The sequence below is a fragment of the Undibacterium sp. GW821-FHT11B02 genome, from assembly GCF_058808955.1.
The window spans coordinates 34,996-56,303 of record NZ_JBXASD010000024.1 but is presented as its reverse complement, the minus strand read 5'-3'; the positions used below and the strand labels follow the sequence as shown (position 1 = coordinate 56,303).

Genomic DNA, 21,308 nt, shown 5'->3' with positions numbered 1-21,308 from the left:
ATGAAGAAACAAATTCAAGAGAATCTGGCTGCATGACATTCACCTGATGGTGAACTAATTACCGAGGGAAGCTCAAACAACTCCTTGTATAAACAAGGTTGGAGTCTAACAGATTGGGATATGTGCTCTGACCGGAACCGAAGAGCGCAACGTAGCAGATAACTTACAAGTCTAACAGATTGGGATATGTGCTCTGACCGGAACCAAATAGCCCTGCAAGCCGCTGAGAAAGAGGAGTCTAACAGATTGGGATATGTGCTCTGACCGGAACGACGGGACTATCAAGGTCAAGTCGCAGGTTAGTCTAACAGATTGGGATATGTGCTCTGACCGGAACGCACCGTACATGATCAATGACCAAAGAATTAGTCTAACAGATTGGGATATGTGCTCTGACCGGAACAAAGAACCTGACTTGCTTGGTTAGCGACCTAGTCTAACAGATTGGGATATGTGCTCTGACCGGAACCAAGGCTCCATCAGCCCATGGGCAATCGCCAGTCTAACAGATTGGGATATGTGCTCTGACCGGAACGATGCAACTAAATCATGGACATAATGCGTGAGTCTAACAGATTGGGATATGTGCTCTGACCGGAACTTAAACAACATTAACAAAACATTGAGTACGAGTCTAACAGATTGGGATATGTGCTCTGACCGGAACGGGGCTGTATCGACAGGCTGCACAACGGTCAGTCTAACAGATTGGGATATGTGCTCTGACCGGAACTCAGTCTCCTCTTTTGTAGAAGCCCATGTCAGTCTAACAGATTGGGATATGTGCTCTGACCGGAACCTAAATAAGTGTTGGCCTTGGGGGCCAATTAGTCTAACAGATTGGGATATGTGCTCTGACCGGAACTTGGAAAAACTTATACTAAATAGTACGTAGCAGTCTAACAGATTGGGATATGTGCTCTGACCGGAACGAGCAAAAACAATAAATGATAAGTATCGTGAGTCTAACAGATTGGGATATGTGCTCTGACCGGAACTCGGCCATCTTTTTATAGGCTGCTGCCTGCAGTCTAACAGATTGGGATATGTGCTCTGACCGGAACTTACCTGTGCGCGATGAAAAAACAGGAGGGAGTCTAACAGATTGGGATATGTGCTCTGACCGGAACCTAATCTTCCTGCGTTGCTTCAATACTCGGAGTCTAACAGATTGGGATATGTGCTCTGACCGGAACATGTTCTTGAAATGTATTCGATGCGGGTCAAGTCTAACAGATTGGGATATGTGCTCTGACCGGAACACTTTGACTCTTATGCCTCAGATAATTTGTAAGTCTAACAGATTGGGATATGTGCTCTGACCGGAACTGACCGGTAACTGTGGTCTGTATCAACATCGAGTCTAACAGATTGGGATATGTGCTCTGACCGGAACATGCGCTGTCGGTCGTGCCAAAGGGACTGAAGTCTAACAGATTGGGATATGTGCTCTGACCGGAACGGCGGCATTAGTACCTTGCCTATCAGACTTAGTCTAACAGATTGGGATATGTGCTCTGACCGGAACATCGGCGTGCTTGTTGACGAGCTATGGCTTAGTCTAACAGATTGGGATATGTGCTCTGACCGGAACGCGCTCTGCTTGCGAGGGAATGCCTATGCGAGTCTAACAGATTGGGATATGTGCTCTGACCGGAACCCGTTTAACTTGATCAATCGTATCAAGCTGAGTCTAACAGATTGGGATATGTGCTCTGACCGGAACAGATACGGTTTTACAGTTGGAGACCACATCAGTCTAACAGATTGGGATATGTGCTCTGACCGGAACGAGGCGGATGCGCAAGCGGAGAAAAACCGCAGTCTAACAGATTGGGATATGTGCTCTGACCGGAACGCTTGCTGTGCGGGTGTTGGCGGACCGGTAAGTCTAACAGATTGGGATATGTGCTCTGACCGGAACTTTACTGGTGTAAAGAATGTGGCGGACATCAGTCTAACAGATTGGGATATGTGCTCTGGCTGGAATAATAATTCCAGCCATCAAACACTAATCAGTCTAACCGCACCAAAATTTCCTGGGCCATTTTAATCCGAACTGCGCTTGGATAATTCTTGTTAGCCAGGATAACAATCCCCATTTTCTTTTCAGGCACAAAGGCGATGTATGCCCCGAACCCGCTGGTAGCGCCTGTCTTGTGGATGAATACATTTGCGCCTGGAATCATTGGCGGTGTGATTTTTTTAACGGGAGTGGCGTCACGGGCCATGTGGTCTGTAGAGCCCTCGATAACTGCCGCTACGTCTACTGGATAGGGGTACAGCTCCCAGACCAGGCTTTGGGTCATGCGCCCTGCTTTGAAATAGCCGGTGTGGGTGTTTTTCAAGGCGAGTGCAAACTCTGGGTCCAGCTTCATCTCGCCTATATTGGCTTTGATAAATTGCACCAGGTCGCTGGCTGTGGTTTTGACACCGTAAGCTTCTGTAGACAAGACATCGTCGCGCACGCGGACTGGGGTATCGTCTTTTTTGTAGCCCTGTGCATAGTTTGCCCTCTTGGCATCTGGCACCACGATGTAGCTATTTGCCATACCAAAAGCGGGGAAGATTTGCTCTTGCATCAGTGTGGTAAAAGGCTGCTGCAAGCTTTTGGCTGCAATGACGCCAAGCAAACCTATGCTGATGTTGCTATATGTTCTGTATTGTCCGTCAGGGTGAGCAGGTTTCCAGTTTCTTAAATAACTGATCAGTTGTTCGTCATTCGACACTTCATCTGGAACCTGTTGAGGCAGGCCGCCTGTGGTATGTGTGCCCAGGCTCAACAAGGTGGTTTCTCCAAAGCTGCTGTCTTTCAGGCTGAGAAGGTGGTCGGCAACTGTGTCGGTCAGCGCCAGCTTTCCCCTGCCCTGTGCCAGGGTCGTCATGGTTGCGATAAAGGTTTTGCTGATTGAACCTATCTCAAACAGGGTGGCATCGGTGACAGGTGTGTTTTCTGATTTGGATGCCATGCCATAGTTGAATACATATTGCTTGCCATTGACAACAAGGCCGACGGCCATGCCGGGGACGGCATGCGCTTCCATGACCGGGCGTATGGCTTCATCAACGATGCGTTTAACGGAATCTGTTTCTGTGCCCATGGCTGTCATGTTGAACATGGCGACAATGGAAAGAGTACTTATTCTTAAAAATTGCAGTGCGAGTGATTTCATTTTATTTTCCTAACATTTCGCCAAAAATAGCGTTTAAAAATTGCTTTAATTTGATGGGTGACCTTATCGTGTGGTGTCACAACTTCAGTTCCCACACGACACGCCAGGTTCGTGCGGATTGGTCGCGGCCGGCATCTGTCCAGCGCTCTGTATCTGAGGTGTAGCCACCACTGACCGGGCGGTCTTGCTGCAACACATTGGTGACCGAAAATCGCCACTGGCATTGCTTGCTTTGTTTCCAGCTCAGATAGATATCCAGGTTGCGTTTGGGGCCGGTGTGGGTACTGATGTTGTTGGACTCACGTATCTGGTCTGCGGCCTGAAAACCGAAATCAGCGCCAGTGCGCCATGCCGGGTTGATCTGGTAGTCAGCCCCGGTGCTGATCAGCAGGCCAGCCTGATGGGCGAGGCGGTTGTTTGGCCCTGGCACCTGGTCCACTGTTGACCAATTGCGGTTGGCATTGGCGTGTAGTTCCAGCGGTGGCAAATCAGGTACAAATTCTTGCAGCTTGGTTTTGAATTCCACTTCCAGGCCGATGACTTTGGCACGCCCGCTGTTGGCAAGTGTAGTGAGCCAACTGCTGCCGTTTTGCGTCAGTTGTTCCAGCATCACGTCTTGTATCCGTCGCCAGTAGGTGTTGATGCTGATGAGGCTGGATTCGGTCAGGTAATGTTCATAGGCTACATCCAGGCCCCAGGCGCGTTCTGGGCGCAAGTTTGGGTTGCCCTGAAAGTCGGCGTTTAACGGGGTATTGTTGTTGTCGATGCGAAAGCGACGCGGTATCAGGTTGAAAATAGTGGGCAGTTTGAAGCTGCGGTTCAGGGCAAAGCGCCATTGTCGTTTTGCATCCAGCTTCCACACGCTTTGCAGTATGGGGCTGAGCATGCTGGATCGATTTTGAAAATCAAATTCACCCACCTCGCGGCTGTTGCTGGTGATGCGTTCCCAACGCAAACCCAGATAGGCAGACCAGGCGGTATTGATGGTCCATTCGTCCTGTATGTAGGTAGCCAGTTTGACCAGACGGGCCTGGTAGTGATGGCTGTCCTGGGTGACGTTGTCTGACGCGATATCCATGTCGGTTTCATCCCGGCCTTCGGTGCGGGCACTGCGGCTGCCGTCCCACCCCAGGCTGAGTACGTGGTTTTCTGAATACGGTGCCAGATATTTGCCACTGAAGCGGTATTCGTTTTCATTGGCGTCACCTGTTACGTAGCGATGTTCGTGCTGTATGCCCTGGCTGTCATTACCCCAGAACTGGAATTTGGCATCGCGGTCAAAATGGTTCCAGCCCCAGTTGAGGTTTAACTTGGCGCTGTCAGCCAGACGGTGTTCCCAATTGATGTCATTGCGGCTGGTGAAGATGTGGGCGGCCCAGATGCTGTGGTTGTCCGGGAATTCTGTGCTGGTGCCCTGCAGGGTGGTTTCTTTTTCGAACTTGGCGTTTTCCAGCCTTGCATAATTCACATAGGCTTGCCAACTGAGGCTGCTTTGGGCATCGATTTTCCAGTTCAGGCGTGGCGTCAGGCTGATGGCATCGCGACGGTTTTGCTGTGTTTGCAAAAGCTGCCGGTCCGCCAGAGTTTGCCACTGGCCACTGTTGGAAAGCGTGTACTGGCCTTCACGCAGTATGCCATTGACATCGTTGGTATTGCTTTCGATGCTGCCGGCAAACACGTAGTTGATGTCTGTCTGGTTTGCAATGGCGGCAGGCAGGTGGTCGGCGATACTCCATGATGCATTGCCTGTCATGCGTCCGGCCTGCAAGCCTGCGCTGGATTTGAATTCTGTTGATTGATTGCCGCTTTTTTTCTTGAGTACGATGTTGATGGTGCCAGCTATGCTTTGGGCACTGACATCGGCACCGGCCACGCGCATGACTTCGATTTTTTCTATCAACTCAGGGGCAATACTGTCGATGGTGAAGCCGTTGGGTGTGGCCTGGCCGTTGAGTAAGATTTGCGTGTAACCATTACCCAGGCCGCGCATGCGGATTTCTGCACCCTTGCCTTTGCTTTCAGTAACGCTGATGCCGGGCAGACGTTTCAGGATATCGCTGAGGTTGGTGTCGCCATATTTGTCTATATCTTCACGACCATAGGTGCTGCGCAGGCCAATGTCGTCCTGGCGTTCTCGTGTCTGCTGGGGTTTGGCGGTGATTTCGACTTGCTGGCCATTGGTGACCGCTACCTGGGCTAGCGCCTGTCTGCCAGCAAACAGAGACAGTGCTGCCAATACCATGCGCGACAAGGGGATGCTGGTTAATCGCAACAGCATGATGTGTGCTTTCATAGATGTTTGTGTATTGATGTTTATTAAATTTGTTAAGGACGTGACAGGTCCTTGCGCCTGTTGTGGCGCAAAGCTTCACTGTCTGAAAAAATGAGGAAAAGAGTTTCTTAGCTGGAAGGTGCCGGGTCTAGCATGGCCCGGATGTGGTGAACATCGTCATCGCGCACATCCACATTTTTGGCGTTCAGCAAAACCATGATGATGGGCTTGCCAGCAACATTGGTACGCATCACCAGGCAACGGCCTGCCGCCTTGGAATAGCCGGTTTTGGAAAGCGAGATACCCCATTCCTTGTTGCTGGTGAGGGGGTTGGTGCTTTGGTATTGCTGGGTTTTACCGGCGATGGTGATCACGCCTTCGCTACTGCTGGTAAGGCGACGTAGTTCCGGGTAGCCTGCAGCAGCTTGGACTATACGAGCCATGTCGCTGGCACTGGCGCGGTTTTTGGATGAGGTACCGGTGGCTTCTTCCAGATGGGTTTGTTGCAGATTCAGGCTGGTGATTTTTTGTTGCAAGGCAGCGGCAAATGCGGCTTCACCCCCAGGGTAAGTTCTGGACAGGGCTTTGGCAGCGATATTGCTGGATGGGATCAGCGCCAGTTCTAGCAGGTTCTGGCGGGACAGGACCATACCTGGTTTTAATTTCACCTGGCCGTTTTGATAGACAGCCGTGTCTTCTTTGCTGATGGTGATGGTTTCATTTTTATCCAGCCCGGCATCGAGCGTGAGCATGGCTGTCATCAATTTTGACAGTGATGCAATCGGCACCATGCTGTCGGCATTTTTAGACAGCAAAATGTTACCGCTTTGTTCATCCATCACCAGCACATGTTCTGACTGGGTTTGTACATAGGCGGTGCGGTTGCTTGTCAGCGTCACAGGCTGATGCTGGTCTGCTGTCTGCGGCACAGCTTCTGCGCTGGATATCAGTTGGGTTTGCAACAGCAAGACCAGGGCCATGCCTATACCCAGTACGGGTGCGGCCATCTTCCAGTGCCAGGGTTGGGCGTCGGGGCGCATCAGACGTTTGATGCGTGACAGCAGGTCGCCACCATGGGCGGCCATGGCAGGTTGAGGCAAGGCAGCAATCTGTAATTTGTCCAGCCATTGCAAAGCACGGGCCAGAGGGCGCGACTGACCAACGGCGCGGATGGCCAGGTCGTCGGCAATGAGTTCTCTTTCAGTATCAATGCGTTTGGACAACCACCATACTGCCGGGTGATAGAACAGCATGGCCAGGACCAGGTTCTGCAACAGGTTGACCATATAATCCCAGCGTTTGATATGACCCAGTTCATGTGCCAGCAGGGCTTCTATCATGTCGTAAGGCATGCCGCTCAGCAAAGAGGCTGGCATCAAGATCACTGGTCTGAAACAGCCATAGGTAATGGGGCTGAGCAGTTGCTGCTGGAACTGTAACTGCACCCGCCGCCCAATGGCAAACTGCTGCGCCATCTGGCTGGTGCGGGCTTGCCACTGGCTTGCCTGTTGCAACAAGTCTTGCTGCGCTTGTGGCTGGTGCTGGCCGAGCCGGTACACCCATAACAAGCCCAGACCCAGACGCACCAGCATCAGGGCGACGCCAGCGCTCCAGATGGCAACGATCAGCGGCAGGTAGCTATCTATATGGGCCGCCAAAGCGCTTTCACGTACCCAAACCAGATCCAGTGGCAATGGGCTATTGGCTGCCAGTTGCATGGCTGCTTCCAGGCTCATGGCTTGCGGTGACTGCCATTGCTGGAACACGCCCAGTGCTGGCCACAACAGACACAGTAGCATGGCTGCGCAGGCAATCAGGTAACGCAGTTGTGGACGTGCATTACGGCAGATGGCGAGTAAAATGGCGCTGACACTGGCGATCAATGCGCCTTGCCAGACAAAGTGCAGCAATGGCCAGCCCAGCAGTTCGGCCAGGGTATGAGCAGTCATCATGATTTTTTCTCATCCTGAAGAATTTGTTCTATCTCATCGCGCTCTTGCGCGCTGACATGGCCGCGCAAGGCTGCCAGTACCAGGGCCTTGCCAGAACCGGCAAAGACCTTTTGTATCATGTCTTTGAGCAGGTTGGTTTGCAGCGAATCCTGCTCTTGCGACGGTGCATAGATATGTGAGCGCTGACTTTCGTCGCGCGTCAGGATGCCTTTGCCATGCATGATCTGCAAATGCCGCAGCACGGTGGCATAGGCCAGATCAGGGCGTTCGGCCTGCACGGCCTCATGCACCTGTTTGGCATTCATGGGGCCGTGCTGCCACAAGACCTTGAGCAAATTCAGCTCGGATGCGGTGGGCTTGGGTATGCTGGATTTTTGAGCAAAAGACGATGACATGCTTGACACCCTGAATTGAGAATGTAAGCAGAATAAATGTTCTAGAAACTTTTGTCTAGAAATATTTTTCTACATCTTTATCCGCCAATTTCCACTAATGGGCTGATTTCAGCACGGCTATACGTTCGGCCACTTCCCGCTTCAGTTCATGTGCATAGAATTCATTGAACTTGACATTCATGCCACGTATTTCCGGGTCTGTCATGCCGTTGGCGAGACGGAATTCGCGGCCATGCCTGCGTAGCTGGTTTTCAAATTCCTCTACACTGTCCAGACTATCCATGGGTTTGATACCGATGCCGGGCTGGCTTGCCAGATGCGCCTGCACGCGGGCATGGTGCAGGGCTAGCATATCAGTCACAGGTGTGGATTTGAATACGCCGAAGCTGTGCACATGCGGGCCACTGACATAGTAAGTGCTGCCACGGCTATCTGAGGTCAACATCAGGCTGCCATCATTGAACATGGTCAGGCAACGTTTCAGACGTGCCTTGCCAGCGGCTTCGATAGTCAATGCAAAGTCATGCGCAGGTGCCAGCCAGCATTGACCAGGTGCTTCGCGTTTCAGGGCAGCTACGTTGGACATGTTTTGAAACCAGGATAAAAACTGCAGGCTGGTTTTGCTTAATATGGCCTCCATCTCGTCAAACCAGGGAGACATTTCTTCTGTAAAGTCTGCCAATTCCATAGGCAGGATATCGATTTGATCCCAACTGACCAGGCTCATGCTGGAATTGGCTATTTTGACGGCGATACCTATTAATTTTTGTTTTTCTTCTTCGTCTGGTTCAAGCGGCACGGTGCTGCTTGCTGCCTGCCATTCGGCAACAGAAGATTTAAGTTCTGCCAACGGACCGGCCATGGCATTGATGGCATCGGCACGACCTTTAAATACACTGGGCATGTCGTCCAGGCGCGCCATGGATGTTTCCAGTTCGGCGAAATGGGCGGCGTATACGGCTTCGCGCCCTGCTTCACAAGCTGTAGCATCGCGCAATACCTCTTCCAGATTGGATTGCAAGTCTTCGCGCTGATCTTCGCTGGCGCTTTGCAGGGCCGCCTCATACGCTTTGGCAGCGCGCCTTAGGCAAGCGGCAGCAGCGGGATAATCATCCAGTTTTTTTAACAACTGTGCCTGACGTGTCAGCAAGGTGGGGTCATCATCCAATCCATCCACTTCATCAATGGCGGCGATGGCGTGATAAACCGTTAAGGCATGATGACGGCCGGCTATCATGTGTTCAAAATAACCAATCGGTGTTTTGGTACTGTCCTCTTCCACGGCATCAGTCAGTGAAGCGAGCAGGCTGGCCTTTTCTTTTTTAAAACCGGCATCATGCGGGTGTGCGGTCAGCGCTTGCAATATCAGGGTGTAATGCTGCCACGGGTTCCAGATACTGGAATCTGCCCATGCTGCCAGTATCTTGCGTGCAGTGGCGGCATCAATGGCATGGCTTTTCATCATTTGCAGGAAGCCTTCGATAGCTTCGTTCTGCAGTGCATCGGCGTAGGTGTCAGCTTCTGCCTGTACTGCGTCAAGTGCAGCTTCAAGTTCAGGATCTAACGGTTCATCTGCGGAGTCAAACTCTTCTTCATGAGCGCTGTCATCAGCGTCATCATGTTCGCCGTCTTCGTTGTCTTCCTCTTCGTCTGGCGACAGGGCATGCATTCTGTCGGCGAAAGCATCACTGGCAATCCAGAGTGCAGACCGGTGTTGGCGTGCCAGCATGGCTAGCTGATTATCAATGTCTTCGGGTTGTAATACCGACAGGGACTTTCTATCTTTCCAGGCGGCCACGTGATCATAAGCAGCGTCAAACAACGGTATGCGCATGCGCAAAAATTCGGCTTCATCCGGGTTGGCCGCAATATACATTGCCAGCAATTCCATGGTGTCGTCAAAATCGGCTTCGTCGTGCAAAGCTTTGTCGACTTCCTCACGCACTTGCTCTATTGTCATCATCATGATATTTCCCCCGGACATTATTGCAACTACTTTAGCAGTGTTTTCACCAGCTTTCCATAGCGTGACAAGCTGATGTACATCATGCCAGCTTGCGTTTGTGACTTCTGTGGCGCAATTTGCTATAAATTATCTTTGAAGAGTTTTTTTTCAATCCTTCCCTCCGACAAACTCAACATGGCGATGACAGAAGCGAGCACAATCAGTGGACTGACGGCAGCGGAAGCAAGGCAACGACTGCTGGCAGTTGGGGCGAATGAATTACCCTCTTCCAAACCTGTCAACAGCTGGAATATTGCCGGGAAAGTGCTCAGCGAACCAATGTTGCTGCTGCTGATCGCCTGCGGGGGCATCTATTTTTTTCTTGGTGATGTACACGAAGCCCTGGTCTTGCTGGCTTTTGTGTTTGTCATTATCGGCATCACTTTTTTTCAGGAACAAAAAACTGAAAGAGCTTTAGAGGCCCTGCGTGATCTGTCCAACCCAAAGGCATTGGTGTTGCGTGATGGTCAGCCGCAATCTGTGCCAGGACGCGATGTCGTGCCAGGCGATGTCCTGTTGCTGGCCGAAGGCGATCGTGTCCCTGCCGACACTGTTCTGTTGTCCTGCCTGAACATGACGGTGGATGAATCACTGTTGACAGGTGAATCCGTTGCTGTCAGCAAAACGGCAGCCGACATCTTGCCGGATGTAATGGGGGCTGCTGGTGGTGATGAAGCATGCTTCGTCTTTGCCGGTAGCATGGTGGTACAGGGCAAGGGTACCGCGACGGTATTGGCGACAGGCGCGGGCACGGCCTTTGGTGGCATAGGCCGGGCATTGCAATCGGTTGATATTGCACCTACACGTGTACAAACGGAAACTGCCAAAGTGGTGAAATATGTGGCCCTGGGTAGTCTGGCGCTTGCAGTACTGCTGGCGCTGTGGTTTGGTTTTAGCCGTGGTGAATGGCTGGCGGGTGTGTTGGTCGGTCTCACTTTTGCGATGGCACTGATCCCGGAAGAATTGCCAGTGGTATTGACGTTGTTTTTGGGTATAGGTGCCTGGCGCATTGCCAAACAACGGGTACTGACACGCCGCATACCGGTGATAGAAACACTGGGTGCAACAACGGTACTGTGCGTGGATAAAACCGGGACACTGACGCAAAACAAGATGACGGTCGTGCAGTTGTTCGCATCAGGTAAAGTATTTGAATGCAGTGATGGCAGTATTGACTTGCCAGAAGATTGCCATGAGGTGCTGGAATACGCGATTCTGGCCAGCCATCGCGAGCCGTTTGATCCTATGGAGGTAGCAATACAATCTACGGGACAAAGCAAGCTGGGTAAGACTGAACACTTGCATGGTAGCTGGGGCTTGATTGATGAATACCCACTGTCAAAAGAACTGCTGGCGATGTCACGCGTGTGGGCGTCCGAAGATAAAGAGCAATACATCATTGCTGCCAAGGGCGCGCCAGAAGCCATCGCTGATTTATGTCATTTACCAACGGCACAAATGCAAGACCTGATGCGCCAGGTAAACCTGATGGCGGAACAGGGGCTGCGCGTGCTGGGTGTAGCGAGGGCGACCTTTCGCCCGTCGCAAATACCGATTGCGGCTACCGCTGTATCAGCCGAAGAGTTACCCGAAAATCTGCCGCCTATCCAGCATGATTTTGAATTCCAGTTAATGGGCCTGATTGCCCTGGCAGACCCGATACGACCAGGTGTACCAGAAGCCATCCGTGAATGTCAGACGGCAGGTATCAGGGTGGTGATGATTACCGGCGATTATCCGGCCACGGCAAAAAATATAGCAGCGCAATGTGGTCTGATATCAACAGGTGGAGCCATCACCGGTAGCGAATTGCTCGCCATGGATGAGGCGCAGTTACAGCAACGCATACGTGAAGTATCGATCTTTTGTCGTGTCACACCTGAACAAAAACTGCGGCTGGTGAATGCCCTGAAGGCATCTGGCGAGATCGTCGCGATGACAGGTGACGGTGTTAATGATGCACCGGCCCTGAAATCAGCACATATTGGCATCGCCATGGGTAAACGCGGCACCGATGTCGCGCGCGAATCTGCTGCCATGGTGTTGCTGGATGATGATTTCGCCGCCATCGTGGCAGCAATACGACTGGGGCGCCGGATTTTTGATAATCTGAGAAAGACTATCGCCTTTATTGTGGCAGTGCATATCCCTGTGATAGGCATGTCGTTTATCCCGGTATTGATGGGATGGCCGGTGGTACTGATGCCTGTACATATTCTGGTGCTGCAATTGATTATCGACCCTACCTGTTCACTGGTTTTTGAAGCGGAGCAGGAAGAAGATAATGTGATGCGACGACCACCACGCAAGCAAAATGCAAGTATTTTCGCCCCTCAGATCCTATGGAAAGGATTATTGCAGGGACTGACACTGCTGGCTGCTGTTGTGGGCATGTTTTATGTGGCCCGCAGTCAGGGGCTTGATACCAACCAGGCACGCACCATGGCGTTTACCACCATGGTACTTGGTAACCTGGGACTGATTTTTATTAACCGCAGTTTGTCGACCAGCTCGTTACGCAATCTGGGTCTGCCCAATCCGGTGTTATGGTGGGTAGTGGCATCTGCCTTGCTGATCTTATCGTTGGGATTGTTTGTGCCAGCACTGACGCAACTGTTTTATTTCGGCAGCCTGCCGCTCATGCAATTATGCTTGAGTGCCGCTACTGCTCTGCTATGTATAGGCTTGATTGCGGCAGTCAAAGCTGCTGGCTTGATACGGGTATAAAATTTACTTTACTTCCAGCTTGTGTCTTTCGTACTCAAGCTGATTGATATGTTTTTGAATCGCCACATCCATGCTGTGTGGCAGTTTTTGGAAACTGAAACCAATGCGGTGCTTGCCTGTCTTGCTGCGGTCCAATGGCGTGATATGGCGCACTACCCCCTCACAATGGACGACGTTTCTGGCACCCAGCACAATCAGCATTTTTGCAATACGGTCCTGTAGTTTGAATTCAGGCGGGCCATTCAATTGCACGCTAAGGCCACCAACACTGAGGTCGTAAATCGGCCAGTTTGCCGTCATATGCCCCTGATCATCAAACAGTTTGACCATCAGTGGATCAACTATGGGAAGTTGATTGCGAAAATATTCACGGCGTTGCATGCGGATAATACGCGTGGGAATTGGTACCCAGAAGGCATCCTGATCACCCCATGCAAAGCGTTGCGGATCAGTGCCAGAAAACTGCACGCGTATGCCATCCGGTAAGGCCAGAAAAACACAAGTCCTGGCTTTTTCCAATAACTTGTTGGAGCGGGCGTCGCCGCCGATATCAAACACCAGTCCATCAGATCTGGCAGACAAAATCATGGTGACGATGAACTGCTGACCATCATTAAAATACACGGTCACTGGCTCGCGCCGGTGCGCCAGGTCATTCAATGCCCCCAGTATCTCTCTTTGCCCAAGCAAGAAAAACTTGTCTTCTATTTCATCATCGCTATAAGACGCCGACATCTATTTACCTTTTATATGATCCGGCTAGAAAATAAACTGCCAGCGCTTGTCAGTCAATTAAAGAATAGCGGCAAAATGGCCCGTAGCACTCTTTTTTTACAGGACGTTGCATTTTGACGTATATCAATTGATGTAAACCAGAGGTCAAAACAGCAATGCTCAAATTAATTCATAATAGGAGTTTGAGCCTGAAAAATCCCGAATGAAAATATTGGCCATATGCGGCAGCCTGCGTGCAGCTTCACTCAATGCCATGCTGATACGTGCCATCACGCGCCTGGCACCAGCAGGCATAGCGATACAAACATGTACCAGCATGGCTGAATTGCCACTGTTCAATCCTGACCTGGATGCCTGTCCGCCCGCCAGCGTGGTGAACTTTAAGCAGGAAATTTCAGATGCGGATGTCGTGCTGATCGCCAGCCCGGAATATGCACATGGCATTACCGGAGTGATGAAAAATGCACTGGACTGGACAGTTAGCAGCGACACGTTTGTGAACAAGCCGGTGATGGTGTTGAATGCATCCCCCCGGGCAATACATGCCGACGCGTCTTTAAGGGAAATATTGACAGTGATGTCCGCCCATATCATAGAGGCAGCATCGGTATGTGTAGCGGTGATAGGTGCAGGGCTGGATGAAGATGGGATAGTCAAACATGCGACGATTGCGCCCCAATTACAGATGGTGCTGGCTGCCGCCCATGACCACTGGCAGCAGCAAGCAAATAAGGCAGAATTGTGCTGATCAGGCAGCCAGGGCTTTTTCCAGCAGGCTATGCAATTCGGCAAACGATGGTTCACCAACATAGCGTTTCAGGATATTGCCCTGTTTGTCGATGACATAGGTGGTGGGTGTTAATTTAACATCGCCAAATGACTGCGCCAGCTTGCCCTGCACATCCAGCGCTACATTGAAAGGCAGTTTCCTGGTTTCTGTATAGTTGAGTACGTAATCGGCACGGTCATAGCTCATCGCCACAGCTACAAATTCCAGTCCTTGTTTATTGTACTTGTTATAAGTCTCTATCATTTTTGGCATTTCTGCCACGCATGTGCTGCATGAAGTCGCCCAAAAATTCACCATGACAACCTTGCCACGCAAGCTTTGGGCCGAGATCTTTTCACCCTTGAGATTGGTAAAGCTGACATCCGGCATGGCTTGCTTGCTGCCCAGCGATTGATAAAACAGGAAACCCAGAACCGCCAATGCCACGACGGCAATGACAGAAAACAAGGCAAATTTGCGGGGTGACGAAGGTGCAAGCATATGACTTCCAAAGCTAAAGACGAACAGACAACGACGTTATCGGGACTTACGCAAAATTGTCCCAGCAAGGCGTCAGCGACGAAGACAGTACTTTAGTACGGCTAGGAGCTGCAACGCAGCTGGGGCGGTTTTGCGTAAGTCCTAATTATAAGGCTTCTGCACAAAGCAGGTTTGTGCAGAAGGATTAATCACGCGCGGCTTATTCCCGATCAAATAAGGCTAGAACCGCCTTACCAAAGCTTGGCGATTGGTATCACCATTCCCGCAAACCATGACCAATCCTGAGATGCACTGGTCAAGCCCTTGGTGAGTCCCGCATCCAGCGTCATGCGTTTGTTGGGGCTATAGGTAAGGGCAAACAATACTTGCCCCTGATTCTTGGTACCAGCCTGTCGCCAACCTGCCCATTCAGCAGTCAGGCCCCATTTATCGACCAATTCTGTCGACACAGAGCTTGATAAGCCGTTTTGCCAGTGTGACGTACCGGCATCTGCAGCGCCGAGATGGGTTGTATTGAGGTTGACATCGACATGGAACTTGCCCAAATCCTGACTCACGATACCGTTGACGGTCCAGTCAGACTTGCCTGAACCCAATGGCTGGCGCGCTGTCGGGAATTTATTGCCGAATTCAAGTCCCAGAGCAGTCTCATCACTAATGATAAAAGCACGTTTGATGATGAGGGAAGTGTCACCAAAACCCTGATCACGCTGACCTGCGCCATCATCGTTGATGACGTGAGCAGAACCACCCAGCAAGACGCCCCACTCCTTGGAAAAAGCCAGCTTGAACAGGTAGGGCAGGTTATAGCTGCGCGCCGCATCGGTGCGTGATGCGTCGATACCCATTTCCAGCTCCAACTGGCCCGCTACTGGCAACTGGGCGGAATTGGATACCGATGGACGATAAGGGGTAATGGCATTGTCTGCGGTTTCTGCGTCTTCAGCATAAGCAGTGGCGCTAGTTACCTGCAATACCAGGGCCGCTATCAGGGCCAAAGGGAAATTGATTTGTTTTTGCATGAGATCCTTCCAGCTAATAAAACGTAATTTTAATCTGTCACAGGTACAGTAATGGGCTTGCCCGCGACATGGGTAGTCAGCACGATGGCGGTTGAGGTGGAGCCAAACACATTCAGTTCATTGATGATGCGTTGCAGATGTTCCACATCACTGGCCAGCACACGCATGACGGCACCGTCTTCACCGGTGACAGTATAACAATCTATAATTTCCGGGCAATTGGCAACATACTGGGCATAAGGTCGCCCCTGCCGTGTGGACAGCCTGATCATGGCGGTAATTTGATAACCCAGCGCCTTGGGATTAATATCTGCCCGATAGGCGCGGATGACCTGTGCCGCTTCCAGCCGTTTGATGCGTTCAGACACAGCTGGCTGGCTGAGATGAATCTGGCGACCAATTTCAGCATGGGAAATACGGGCATCCTGTTGTAATAACTGCAGGATTTTCTGATCAAACTGGTCGATTTTTGAGTTCATAGGTATTTCACGTTCTTTTCGAATCAAATCCATGGATTGCGAAGAAAATCCTTATGGGATCCCATTCATAGTGTGAATTGTACTTGTTAAAGTAGAGCTTACACCAATAGGACTTACGCAAAACCGCCCCAGCTGCGTTGCAGCTCCTAGCCGTACTGTTCGTACTGTCTACGTCGCTACGCCTTGCTGGGACAATTTTGTGTAAGTCCTAACTAATACTAATCAAGCCCAAGAAAACTGACATGACAACTATCAGCGCCAATCAGCTAGCCCGCATTGCCAATGAATTCCAGACACCATGCTGGGCATATGATGCCACAATTATAAGAGCACAAATTGCCCGCTTGCGACAATTTGACGTCATCCGCTTTGCCCAGAAGGCATCCAGCAATATTCATCTGCTGCGTCTGATGCGTGAAGAAGGCGTGATGGTGGATTCAGTCTCCCTGGGTGAAGTGGAACGCGCGCTGGCAGCAGGTTACGCTAGCCAGGCCGTTGCAGGTGGGCATGCACCTATCGTATTTACTGCCGATCTGCTGGACCGTGCCACCTTGAAGCGTGTGGTTGATTTGAATATCCCGGTAAATTGTGGTTCACCGCAAATGTTGGAGCAACTGGGACAGGCCCATCCCGGTCATGCAGTCTGGCTACGCATCAACCCTGGCTTTGGTCATGGCCACAGCCGCAAGACCAATACTGGTGGCGAGCAAAGCAAGCACGGTATCTGGTATGAAGAATTGCAACATGCACTGGCCATCATTGACCAATATGGCCTGACGCTGGTCGGTCTGCACATGCATATAGGCTCTGGTGTTGATTATGACCATTTGCAAAGTGTCTGTGATGCCATGATAGCCCAGGTAAAAATCTGCAAGCGCGATTTGCAGGCGATTTCCATCGGTGGTGGTTTGTCCATCCCTTATCGTGGTGATGAGCCAGCAGTGGATACGGCGCATTATTTTGAAATCTGGGACAAGGCCAGAAAGGAAATCGAAACCCTGCTGGGCCACAAGATCAGCATGGAAATTGAACCTGGCCGTTTTCTGGTGGCACAATCCGGCATCCTGATTTCTGAACTGCGTGCACAAAAGCAGGTGGGGAACAATTTCTTTGCTCTGGTCGATGCTGGCTTCAATGATCTGGTGCGCCCTTCCATGTATGGCAGCTTCCACCGCATCACGACACATGCGCCAGATGGTACGCCACGCACCACTGCCCTGCGCCCGACAGTAGTGGCCGGGCCTTTATGTGAGTCCGGCGATGTCTTCACGCAAGAAGACGGTGGTGTGGTCACCACCCAGGATTTACCGGCCTGCGAGATTGGCGACCTGTTTGTTTTTCATGATGCCGGTGCCTATGGGGCCAGCATGTCATCAAACTACAATTCGCGTCCCTTGATACCTGAGGTATTGGTAGACGGTGAACACATCAGACAAATACGTCGCCGCCAGACTGTGCAGGAATTGATTGCGCTGGAAAACCTTTAAGCCGAGATATAGCCCTAGCGCAGATCTTCCAGCAAACCAGCCTTTCTCGCTTTAAGGATGGCGGCATTGAATTTATTGATGATGCCGTCATCCCTGTCTGCCCGCACGGCAAAGTGCATAGTGTCTATCAGCAGCGGTTTTGGCAAGACGCTGAGTTGTACATCGCTCATGGGCGGCATGCCGTCCTCATGTCCATCTCTCAGTATTTGCAATCGTGCCTCCAGCCACCGGGGGTTTCTGCGCAATGAACTGAAGACGCCAGCGTCCATACGTCGAAACAACAATTTGTAGATGCGTGACAGGGGTGAATTATTGTCCGGTTCAACGGTAAACAAATTATCCTTGAGGGCATCGAAGTCATCACCAAAGCTGATGCCGCGTGGAATGCCTATGGTTTTGCCTTTCAGGTCAGCGACAGAATTAAACTTGAAACGGGCGTCACTTCTGGTGACAAGGAAGATGTATCTGGAATGCACTGGCATTGAAAAATGAAACAGTCTTTCTCTTTCCCTGGTTTTACTGACGCCAAACAACACCCCTTCACCATTTTCTGCGGCAACCAGAGCACGCGGCCAGGAATTACGTACATGTTGTATTTTAAAACCCTGGTCGTGCTCGATAAAGGCAAAGAACTTACTCAACTTTTGCATGGGAAGGGGCTGACCACGATTGTCCACCGGGTCTATCGTCAGGACAACCACATCTTTGGCACTGGCATGGTGCAATGACGTGCACATGAACAGGCAAAGCAGGAGCAGCCGGCATACCGGCATGTATTTAAGCCTTATAACAGACATGTCTGTAATACCCTCATTAAGCTCACCGATACCGTTAATATTGCAGCCACCCATCCCACTGATCCATTGCACGCACGATTACTGTTTTTGAGCAGTCAGGAGAACCTCAAATAACCAAGCAAAAGCCGCGCCTGAACTTGTCATCCGGATAACGATTTATTTCCGCATAGTAACTTTAATACCGAAAAGTGGCAAGCCTGATAACAGCAAGGTAGGCACACAGGCAAAAAAAATGACACAAGTTTGTGTCATTTTGAGCGTTCCCTTCAAAGGATAAATCGTGATTAGCCTTTTACCAATGGAGCGCCCGCATCAATGACAGCCTTGATATGCGCCCATTGATCAGGCTTGATTGCACCTTTGAATGATTCCATGACCTTGCCATCACGACCGATCAAAAAGGCAGTCGGGGTAGCAAAGACTTTACCGAAATTGTCTTTGTAGTTAGGTGCATTACGCCATAAGGAAGGAAACGCCTGGTTGGATTTAGTCATCCAGGTGGACAGTTTTGAATAGTCATCAATATCCGACATGGCATCGTCAATGCTGACTGTCACCAGTTCGAAACCAGCTTTCTTATTGGTTTCATAAAATTTACGAAAAGTGGGCATTTCCGCACGACAAGTCGGACACCAGGTTGCCCAGAACGTTACCAGTACCACATCCCCTTTGCTGGTATTGAGTTTGAACGGTTTGCCATTGAGCATGGTGCCAGTCAGCATGGGCTTGGCAGGAAACGCTTCCTTGGTGGCAGCCTGACTGAGTGAGCTGATGAAGGGCAAGGTCATCAATAAACCGGTGACAAGGAGCTTGGTGAGCCTGGACATGGTATTTCTCCGATATGAATTGAGTGTGGCGCAGTGAGGGAACCGCAGTATCACCATTAGTCGGTGTGAGCGCCAATTCCTTACATGACTTCCACTAAAGCCTGTTAATTCATAATAGCTCAGATTGATTATATTAAATCTCAACCTCTGGAAAAGATGCAGACTTGGTACCAGGCAGTGGCAAGTTATCCGCTGCACGGTAAGTAAATACCAGGGCAAACTTGGTAGCAGCGGTTTGGTTTTTGCCAGCGGCGTGGAATAAATTGCTATGAAAAAGCAACACATCCCCTTGCTGCAAGGGAACTGCCTGAACGCGAGCAAGCAAGTCCTGGTTTTGTGGCAAGTCAGTCAGTAAAAATTGTTTGGCATCGAGCTGGCTGGCATCGATATCCAGTTTGTGTGAGCCGGGTATGACCAGCAAGCAACCATTTTCCAGCGTTTCATTGCGCAGTGCCAACCATGCCGACACCAGTTCTGCCCGCTGGAAGTTCCAGTAACGGCTATCACGGTGCCAGCCGGTTGCGGTCGAATATTGTGGCTGCTTGGTCATGATGCAGTTATGGTGCGCCTGTGACATCAACGCCCCCGGCCCCAACAACTGCAACAAAGGTTCACTGAGTGCCTTGCCGCCAGCCCATTGCTGCAGGCGCTGGTCACGCGCATACGCCTGCAACAGCCGCCTGGCAGTGTTGCCGCCTTCCGCTTCTCGCGACGCAGGTGCATCAGGATAACGGGTATCCGCTTCGTATTCTATGGGTTGAACATCGTCAGCCAGTTGCTGTTCGGCAAATGCAATAATGTCTTCACACAGGCCAGCGGGGGCCTGTTGCCGCAAAACCAGAAAACCCAGAGTATCAAATTCTTGTCTTTGCGCAATACTTAACATGCTCATTCTTCAATATCGATAGTTAACAGCCATTATCAAGCAGCATCTATATACTGCACCGGAATGGCGCATTTCTGATTTTAAGGGATAGGCGTCATACCAGTACAGAACAGATTGCCCTTATTTAAGCGCATTTGTGATTATCCAATTCCAATAAAAATCATGGATTAGGTCATAATGTAGGCCAAATTTAACGCTACTACCATTTACTCACCATGACACATACCGTACTGGAAAACATCAACGTCAGTTCTTTCGAGAACATGCCTACTCCGGAAGAATTACATGCCCGTCTGCCACTCAGTGATCTGGCGGGCGATGTGGTCGAACAAAGCCGCGAAAGCCTGCGCAATATTCTGGAACGCAAAGACAAGCGCCTGTTTGTGGTGGTTGGCCCCTGCTCCATCCATGACCCGGTCGCCGGCCTGGATTATGCACGCCGCCTGAAAGCACTGCAGGAAGAAGTCAAGGATGTGATGTTGCTGGTGATGCGGGTATATTTTGAAAAGCCGCGTACTACCACAGGCTGGAAGGGTTATATCAATGACCCGTATATGGATGATTCTTTCCGCGTCGACGAAGGCATGGAAAAAGCACGCCAGTTTTTGCTGGATGTCTGTGAACTGGGCCTGCCGACCGGCACCGAAGCGCTGGACCCGATTTCTCCACAATACCTGGGTGACCTGATCGCCTGGACCGCCATCGGTGCCCGCACGACAGAATCACAGACGCATCGTGAAATGTCGTCTGGCCTGTCAACACCGGTAGGCTTTAAAAACGGTACTGACGGCGACATCAGCATTGCCATCAATGCGATTCTGTCGGCATCGCATCCGCATTCCTTCCTGGGTTTGAATGGCCAGGGTCGTGTTTCCATCGTGCGTACCAGCGGCAATCAATATGGCCACGTGGTCTTGCGCGGTGGCGGAGACCGCCCGAATTACGATACTGTATCGGTCGCCATGGCCCAGCAAGCGCTGGTCAAGGCCAAGCTGCCAGCGAATATTGTGGTCGATTGTTCCCACGCCAACAGCTACAAAAAACCGGAACTGCAACCGCTGGTTATGGCCGATGTCATCAACCAGATTGCCAATGGCAACAAGGATATCGTCGGCGTCATGATTGAATCCAACATCGTCGCCGGCAACCAGCCTATTCCTGCTGATTTGTCACAACTCAAATACGGTTGCTCCGTCACTGATGCCTGTGTGGATTGGGATACGACAGAGAAGATGTTGCTGGATGCGGTAGCAAGATTGCGTCAGCAATAATCTGGCGTAG

At 51.0% G+C, this 21,308-nt stretch carries 16 protein-coding genes and 1 CRISPR repeat array; of the genes, 4 read left to right on the top strand and 12 right to left on the bottom strand.

What is annotated here, in order from left to right; all coding sequences use genetic code 11:
- Positions 1–102: 102 nt before the first annotated feature.
- Positions 103–1,990: direct repeats of the CRISPR family, unit length 36 nt; unit sequence AGTCTAACAGATTGGGATATGTGCTCTGACCGGAAC.
- A gap of 25 nt (positions 1,991–2,015) precedes the next feature.
- The 5 genes from ampC to AC1RVX_RS29735 form a co-directional block, all read right to left on the bottom strand.
- On the bottom strand, positions 2,016–3,173 hold the full coding sequence (ampC, locus tag AC1RVX_RS29755) for a class C beta-lactamase (protein ID WP_493220204.1): 1,158 nt from the start codon (positions 3,171–3,173) through the stop codon (positions 2,016–2,018).
- Positions 3,174–3,249: 76 nt separating this feature from the next.
- Positions 3,250–5,466 (bottom strand): TonB-dependent receptor plug domain-containing protein, encoded by a 2,217-nt coding sequence (locus AC1RVX_RS29750; protein ID WP_493220203.1) that lies wholly within the window; start codon positions 5,464–5,466, stop codon positions 3,250–3,252.
- 107 nt (positions 5,467–5,573) lie between these two features.
- Positions 5,574–7,397: a M56 family metallopeptidase gene (locus AC1RVX_RS29745; RefSeq protein WP_493220202.1), complete on the bottom strand. Its 1,824-nt coding sequence runs from the start codon at positions 7,395–7,397 to the stop codon at positions 5,574–5,576.
- Positions 7,394–7,792 (bottom strand): BlaI/MecI/CopY family transcriptional regulator, encoded by a 399-nt coding sequence (locus AC1RVX_RS29740; protein ID WP_493220201.1) that lies wholly within the window; start codon positions 7,790–7,792, stop codon positions 7,394–7,396. The genes AC1RVX_RS29745 and AC1RVX_RS29740 overlap by 4 nt, the downstream gene beginning before the upstream one ends.
- Positions 7,793–7,886: 94 nt before the next feature.
- A complete protein-coding gene (locus AC1RVX_RS29735) occupies positions 7,887–9,758 on the bottom strand; it encodes a hypothetical protein (protein WP_493220200.1) in 1,872 nt (623 codons plus the stop codon).
- A gap of 174 nt (positions 9,759–9,932) precedes the next feature.
- Here AC1RVX_RS29735 and AC1RVX_RS29730 point away from each other — a divergent pair, with 174 nt between their 5' ends.
- Positions 9,933–12,524, top strand: coding sequence for a cation-translocating P-type ATPase (locus AC1RVX_RS29730; RefSeq protein WP_493220199.1), 2,592 nt, complete (start codon positions 9,933–9,935; stop codon positions 12,522–12,524).
- A gap of 3 nt (positions 12,525–12,527) precedes the next feature.
- Here the strand turns inward: AC1RVX_RS29730 and AC1RVX_RS29725 are convergent, their stop codons facing one another.
- On the bottom strand, positions 12,528–13,259 hold the full coding sequence (locus tag AC1RVX_RS29725; RefSeq protein ID WP_493220198.1) for a flagellar brake protein: 732 nt from the start codon (positions 13,257–13,259) through the stop codon (positions 12,528–12,530).
- 202 nt (positions 13,260–13,461) lie between these two features.
- On the opposite strand from AC1RVX_RS29725, the gene AC1RVX_RS29720 reads away from it, so the two are divergent.
- Positions 13,462–14,007, top strand: a complete 546-nt coding sequence (locus AC1RVX_RS29720) for an NADPH-dependent FMN reductase (RefSeq protein WP_493220197.1) — start codon at positions 13,462–13,464, stop codon at positions 14,005–14,007.
- On the opposite strand, the gene AC1RVX_RS29715 is transcribed toward AC1RVX_RS29720, so the two are convergent.
- The 3 genes from AC1RVX_RS29715 to AC1RVX_RS29705 form a co-directional block, all read right to left on the bottom strand.
- Positions 14,008–14,529: a TlpA family protein disulfide reductase gene (locus tag AC1RVX_RS29715; protein WP_493220196.1), complete on the bottom strand. Its 522-nt coding sequence runs from the start codon at positions 14,527–14,529 to the stop codon at positions 14,008–14,010.
- A 230-nt stretch (positions 14,530–14,759) separates the two neighbouring features.
- Positions 14,760–15,551, bottom strand: a complete 792-nt coding sequence (locus AC1RVX_RS29710) for a transporter family protein (protein WP_493220195.1) — start codon at positions 15,549–15,551, stop codon at positions 14,760–14,762.
- A gap of 29 nt (positions 15,552–15,580) precedes the next feature.
- Complete coding sequence (locus tag AC1RVX_RS29705; RefSeq protein ID WP_493220194.1) at positions 15,581–16,030, bottom strand: Lrp/AsnC family transcriptional regulator; 450 nt, start codon at positions 16,028–16,030, stop codon at positions 15,581–15,583.
- Between the two features lie 242 nt (positions 16,031–16,272).
- Between AC1RVX_RS29705 and lysA the strand changes: the two genes are divergently transcribed.
- Entirely contained in the window at positions 16,273–17,517 is a 1,245-nt protein-coding gene (lysA, locus tag AC1RVX_RS29700) for a diaminopimelate decarboxylase (RefSeq protein WP_493220193.1), read from the top strand.
- 14 nt (positions 17,518–17,531) lie between these two features.
- Here the strand turns inward: lysA and AC1RVX_RS29695 are convergent, their stop codons facing one another.
- From AC1RVX_RS29695 to AC1RVX_RS29685, 3 genes are all read right to left on the bottom strand, one after another.
- Positions 17,532–18,254: a substrate-binding periplasmic protein gene (locus AC1RVX_RS29695; protein WP_493220192.1), complete on the bottom strand. Its 723-nt coding sequence runs from the start codon at positions 18,252–18,254 to the stop codon at positions 17,532–17,534.
- A 344-nt stretch (positions 18,255–18,598) separates the two neighbouring features.
- Positions 18,599–19,141 carry a TlpA family protein disulfide reductase gene (locus tag AC1RVX_RS29690; protein WP_493220191.1) on the bottom strand — a complete coding sequence of 181 codons (543 nt, stop codon included), beginning with the start codon at positions 19,139–19,141 and terminating at the stop codon, positions 18,599–18,601.
- 133 nt (positions 19,142–19,274) lie between these two features.
- Positions 19,275–20,027 (bottom strand): phytanoyl-CoA dioxygenase family protein, encoded by a 753-nt coding sequence (locus AC1RVX_RS29685; protein WP_493220190.1) that lies wholly within the window; start codon positions 20,025–20,027, stop codon positions 19,275–19,277.
- Positions 20,028–20,242: 215 nt separating this feature from the next.
- Here AC1RVX_RS29685 and AC1RVX_RS29680 point away from each other — a divergent pair, with 215 nt between their 5' ends.
- A complete protein-coding gene (locus tag AC1RVX_RS29680; RefSeq protein WP_493220189.1) occupies positions 20,243–21,298 on the top strand; it encodes a 3-deoxy-7-phosphoheptulonate synthase in 1,056 nt (351 codons plus the stop codon).
- The last annotated feature ends 10 nt before the right edge of the window (positions 21,299–21,308 follow it).

What these genes read in the sequence shown, in the direction of transcription:
- ampC (WP_493220204.1), bottom strand. Translation starts at nt 3,173, where the DNA reads ATGAAATCACTCGCACTGCAATTTTTAAGAATAAGTACTCTTTCCATT.
- AC1RVX_RS29750 (WP_493220203.1), bottom strand. Translation starts at nt 5,466, where the DNA reads ATGAAAGCACACATCATGCTGTTGCGATTAACCAGCATCCCCTTGTCG.
- AC1RVX_RS29745 (WP_493220202.1), bottom strand. Translation starts at nt 7,397, where the DNA reads ATGATGACTGCTCATACCCTGGCCGAACTGCTGGGCTGGCCATTGCTG.
- AC1RVX_RS29740 (WP_493220201.1), bottom strand. Translation starts at nt 7,792, where the DNA reads ATGTCATCGTCTTTTGCTCAAAAATCCAGCATACCCAAGCCCACCGCA.
- AC1RVX_RS29735 (WP_493220200.1), bottom strand. Translation starts at nt 9,758, where the DNA reads ATGATGATGACAATAGAGCAAGTGCGTGAGGAAGTCGACAAAGCTTTG.
- AC1RVX_RS29730 (WP_493220199.1), top strand. Translation starts at nt 9,933, where the DNA reads ATGGCGATGACAGAAGCGAGCACAATCAGTGGACTGACGGCAGCGGAA.
- AC1RVX_RS29725 (WP_493220198.1), bottom strand. Translation starts at nt 13,259, where the DNA reads ATGTCGGCGTCTTATAGCGATGATGAAATAGAAGACAAGTTTTTCTTG.
- AC1RVX_RS29720 (WP_493220197.1), top strand. Translation starts at nt 13,462, where the DNA reads ATGAAAATATTGGCCATATGCGGCAGCCTGCGTGCAGCTTCACTCAAT.
- AC1RVX_RS29715 (WP_493220196.1), bottom strand. Translation starts at nt 14,529, where the DNA reads ATGCTTGCACCTTCGTCACCCCGCAAATTTGCCTTGTTTTCTGTCATT.
- AC1RVX_RS29710 (WP_493220195.1), bottom strand. Translation starts at nt 15,551, where the DNA reads ATGCAAAAACAAATCAATTTCCCTTTGGCCCTGATAGCGGCCCTGGTA.
- AC1RVX_RS29705 (WP_493220194.1), bottom strand. Translation starts at nt 16,030, where the DNA reads ATGAACTCAAAAATCGACCAGTTTGATCAGAAAATCCTGCAGTTATTA.
- lysA (WP_493220193.1), top strand. Translation starts at nt 16,273, where the DNA reads ATGACAACTATCAGCGCCAATCAGCTAGCCCGCATTGCCAATGAATTC.
- AC1RVX_RS29695 (WP_493220192.1), bottom strand. Translation starts at nt 18,254, where the DNA reads ATGTGCACGTCATTGCACCATGCCAGTGCCAAAGATGTGGTTGTCCTG.
- AC1RVX_RS29690 (WP_493220191.1), bottom strand. Translation starts at nt 19,141, where the DNA reads ATGTCCAGGCTCACCAAGCTCCTTGTCACCGGTTTATTGATGACCTTG.
- AC1RVX_RS29685 (WP_493220190.1), bottom strand. Translation starts at nt 20,027, where the DNA reads ATGTTAAGTATTGCGCAAAGACAAGAATTTGATACTCTGGGTTTTCTG.
- AC1RVX_RS29680 (WP_493220189.1), top strand. Translation starts at nt 20,243, where the DNA reads ATGACACATACCGTACTGGAAAACATCAACGTCAGTTCTTTCGAGAAC.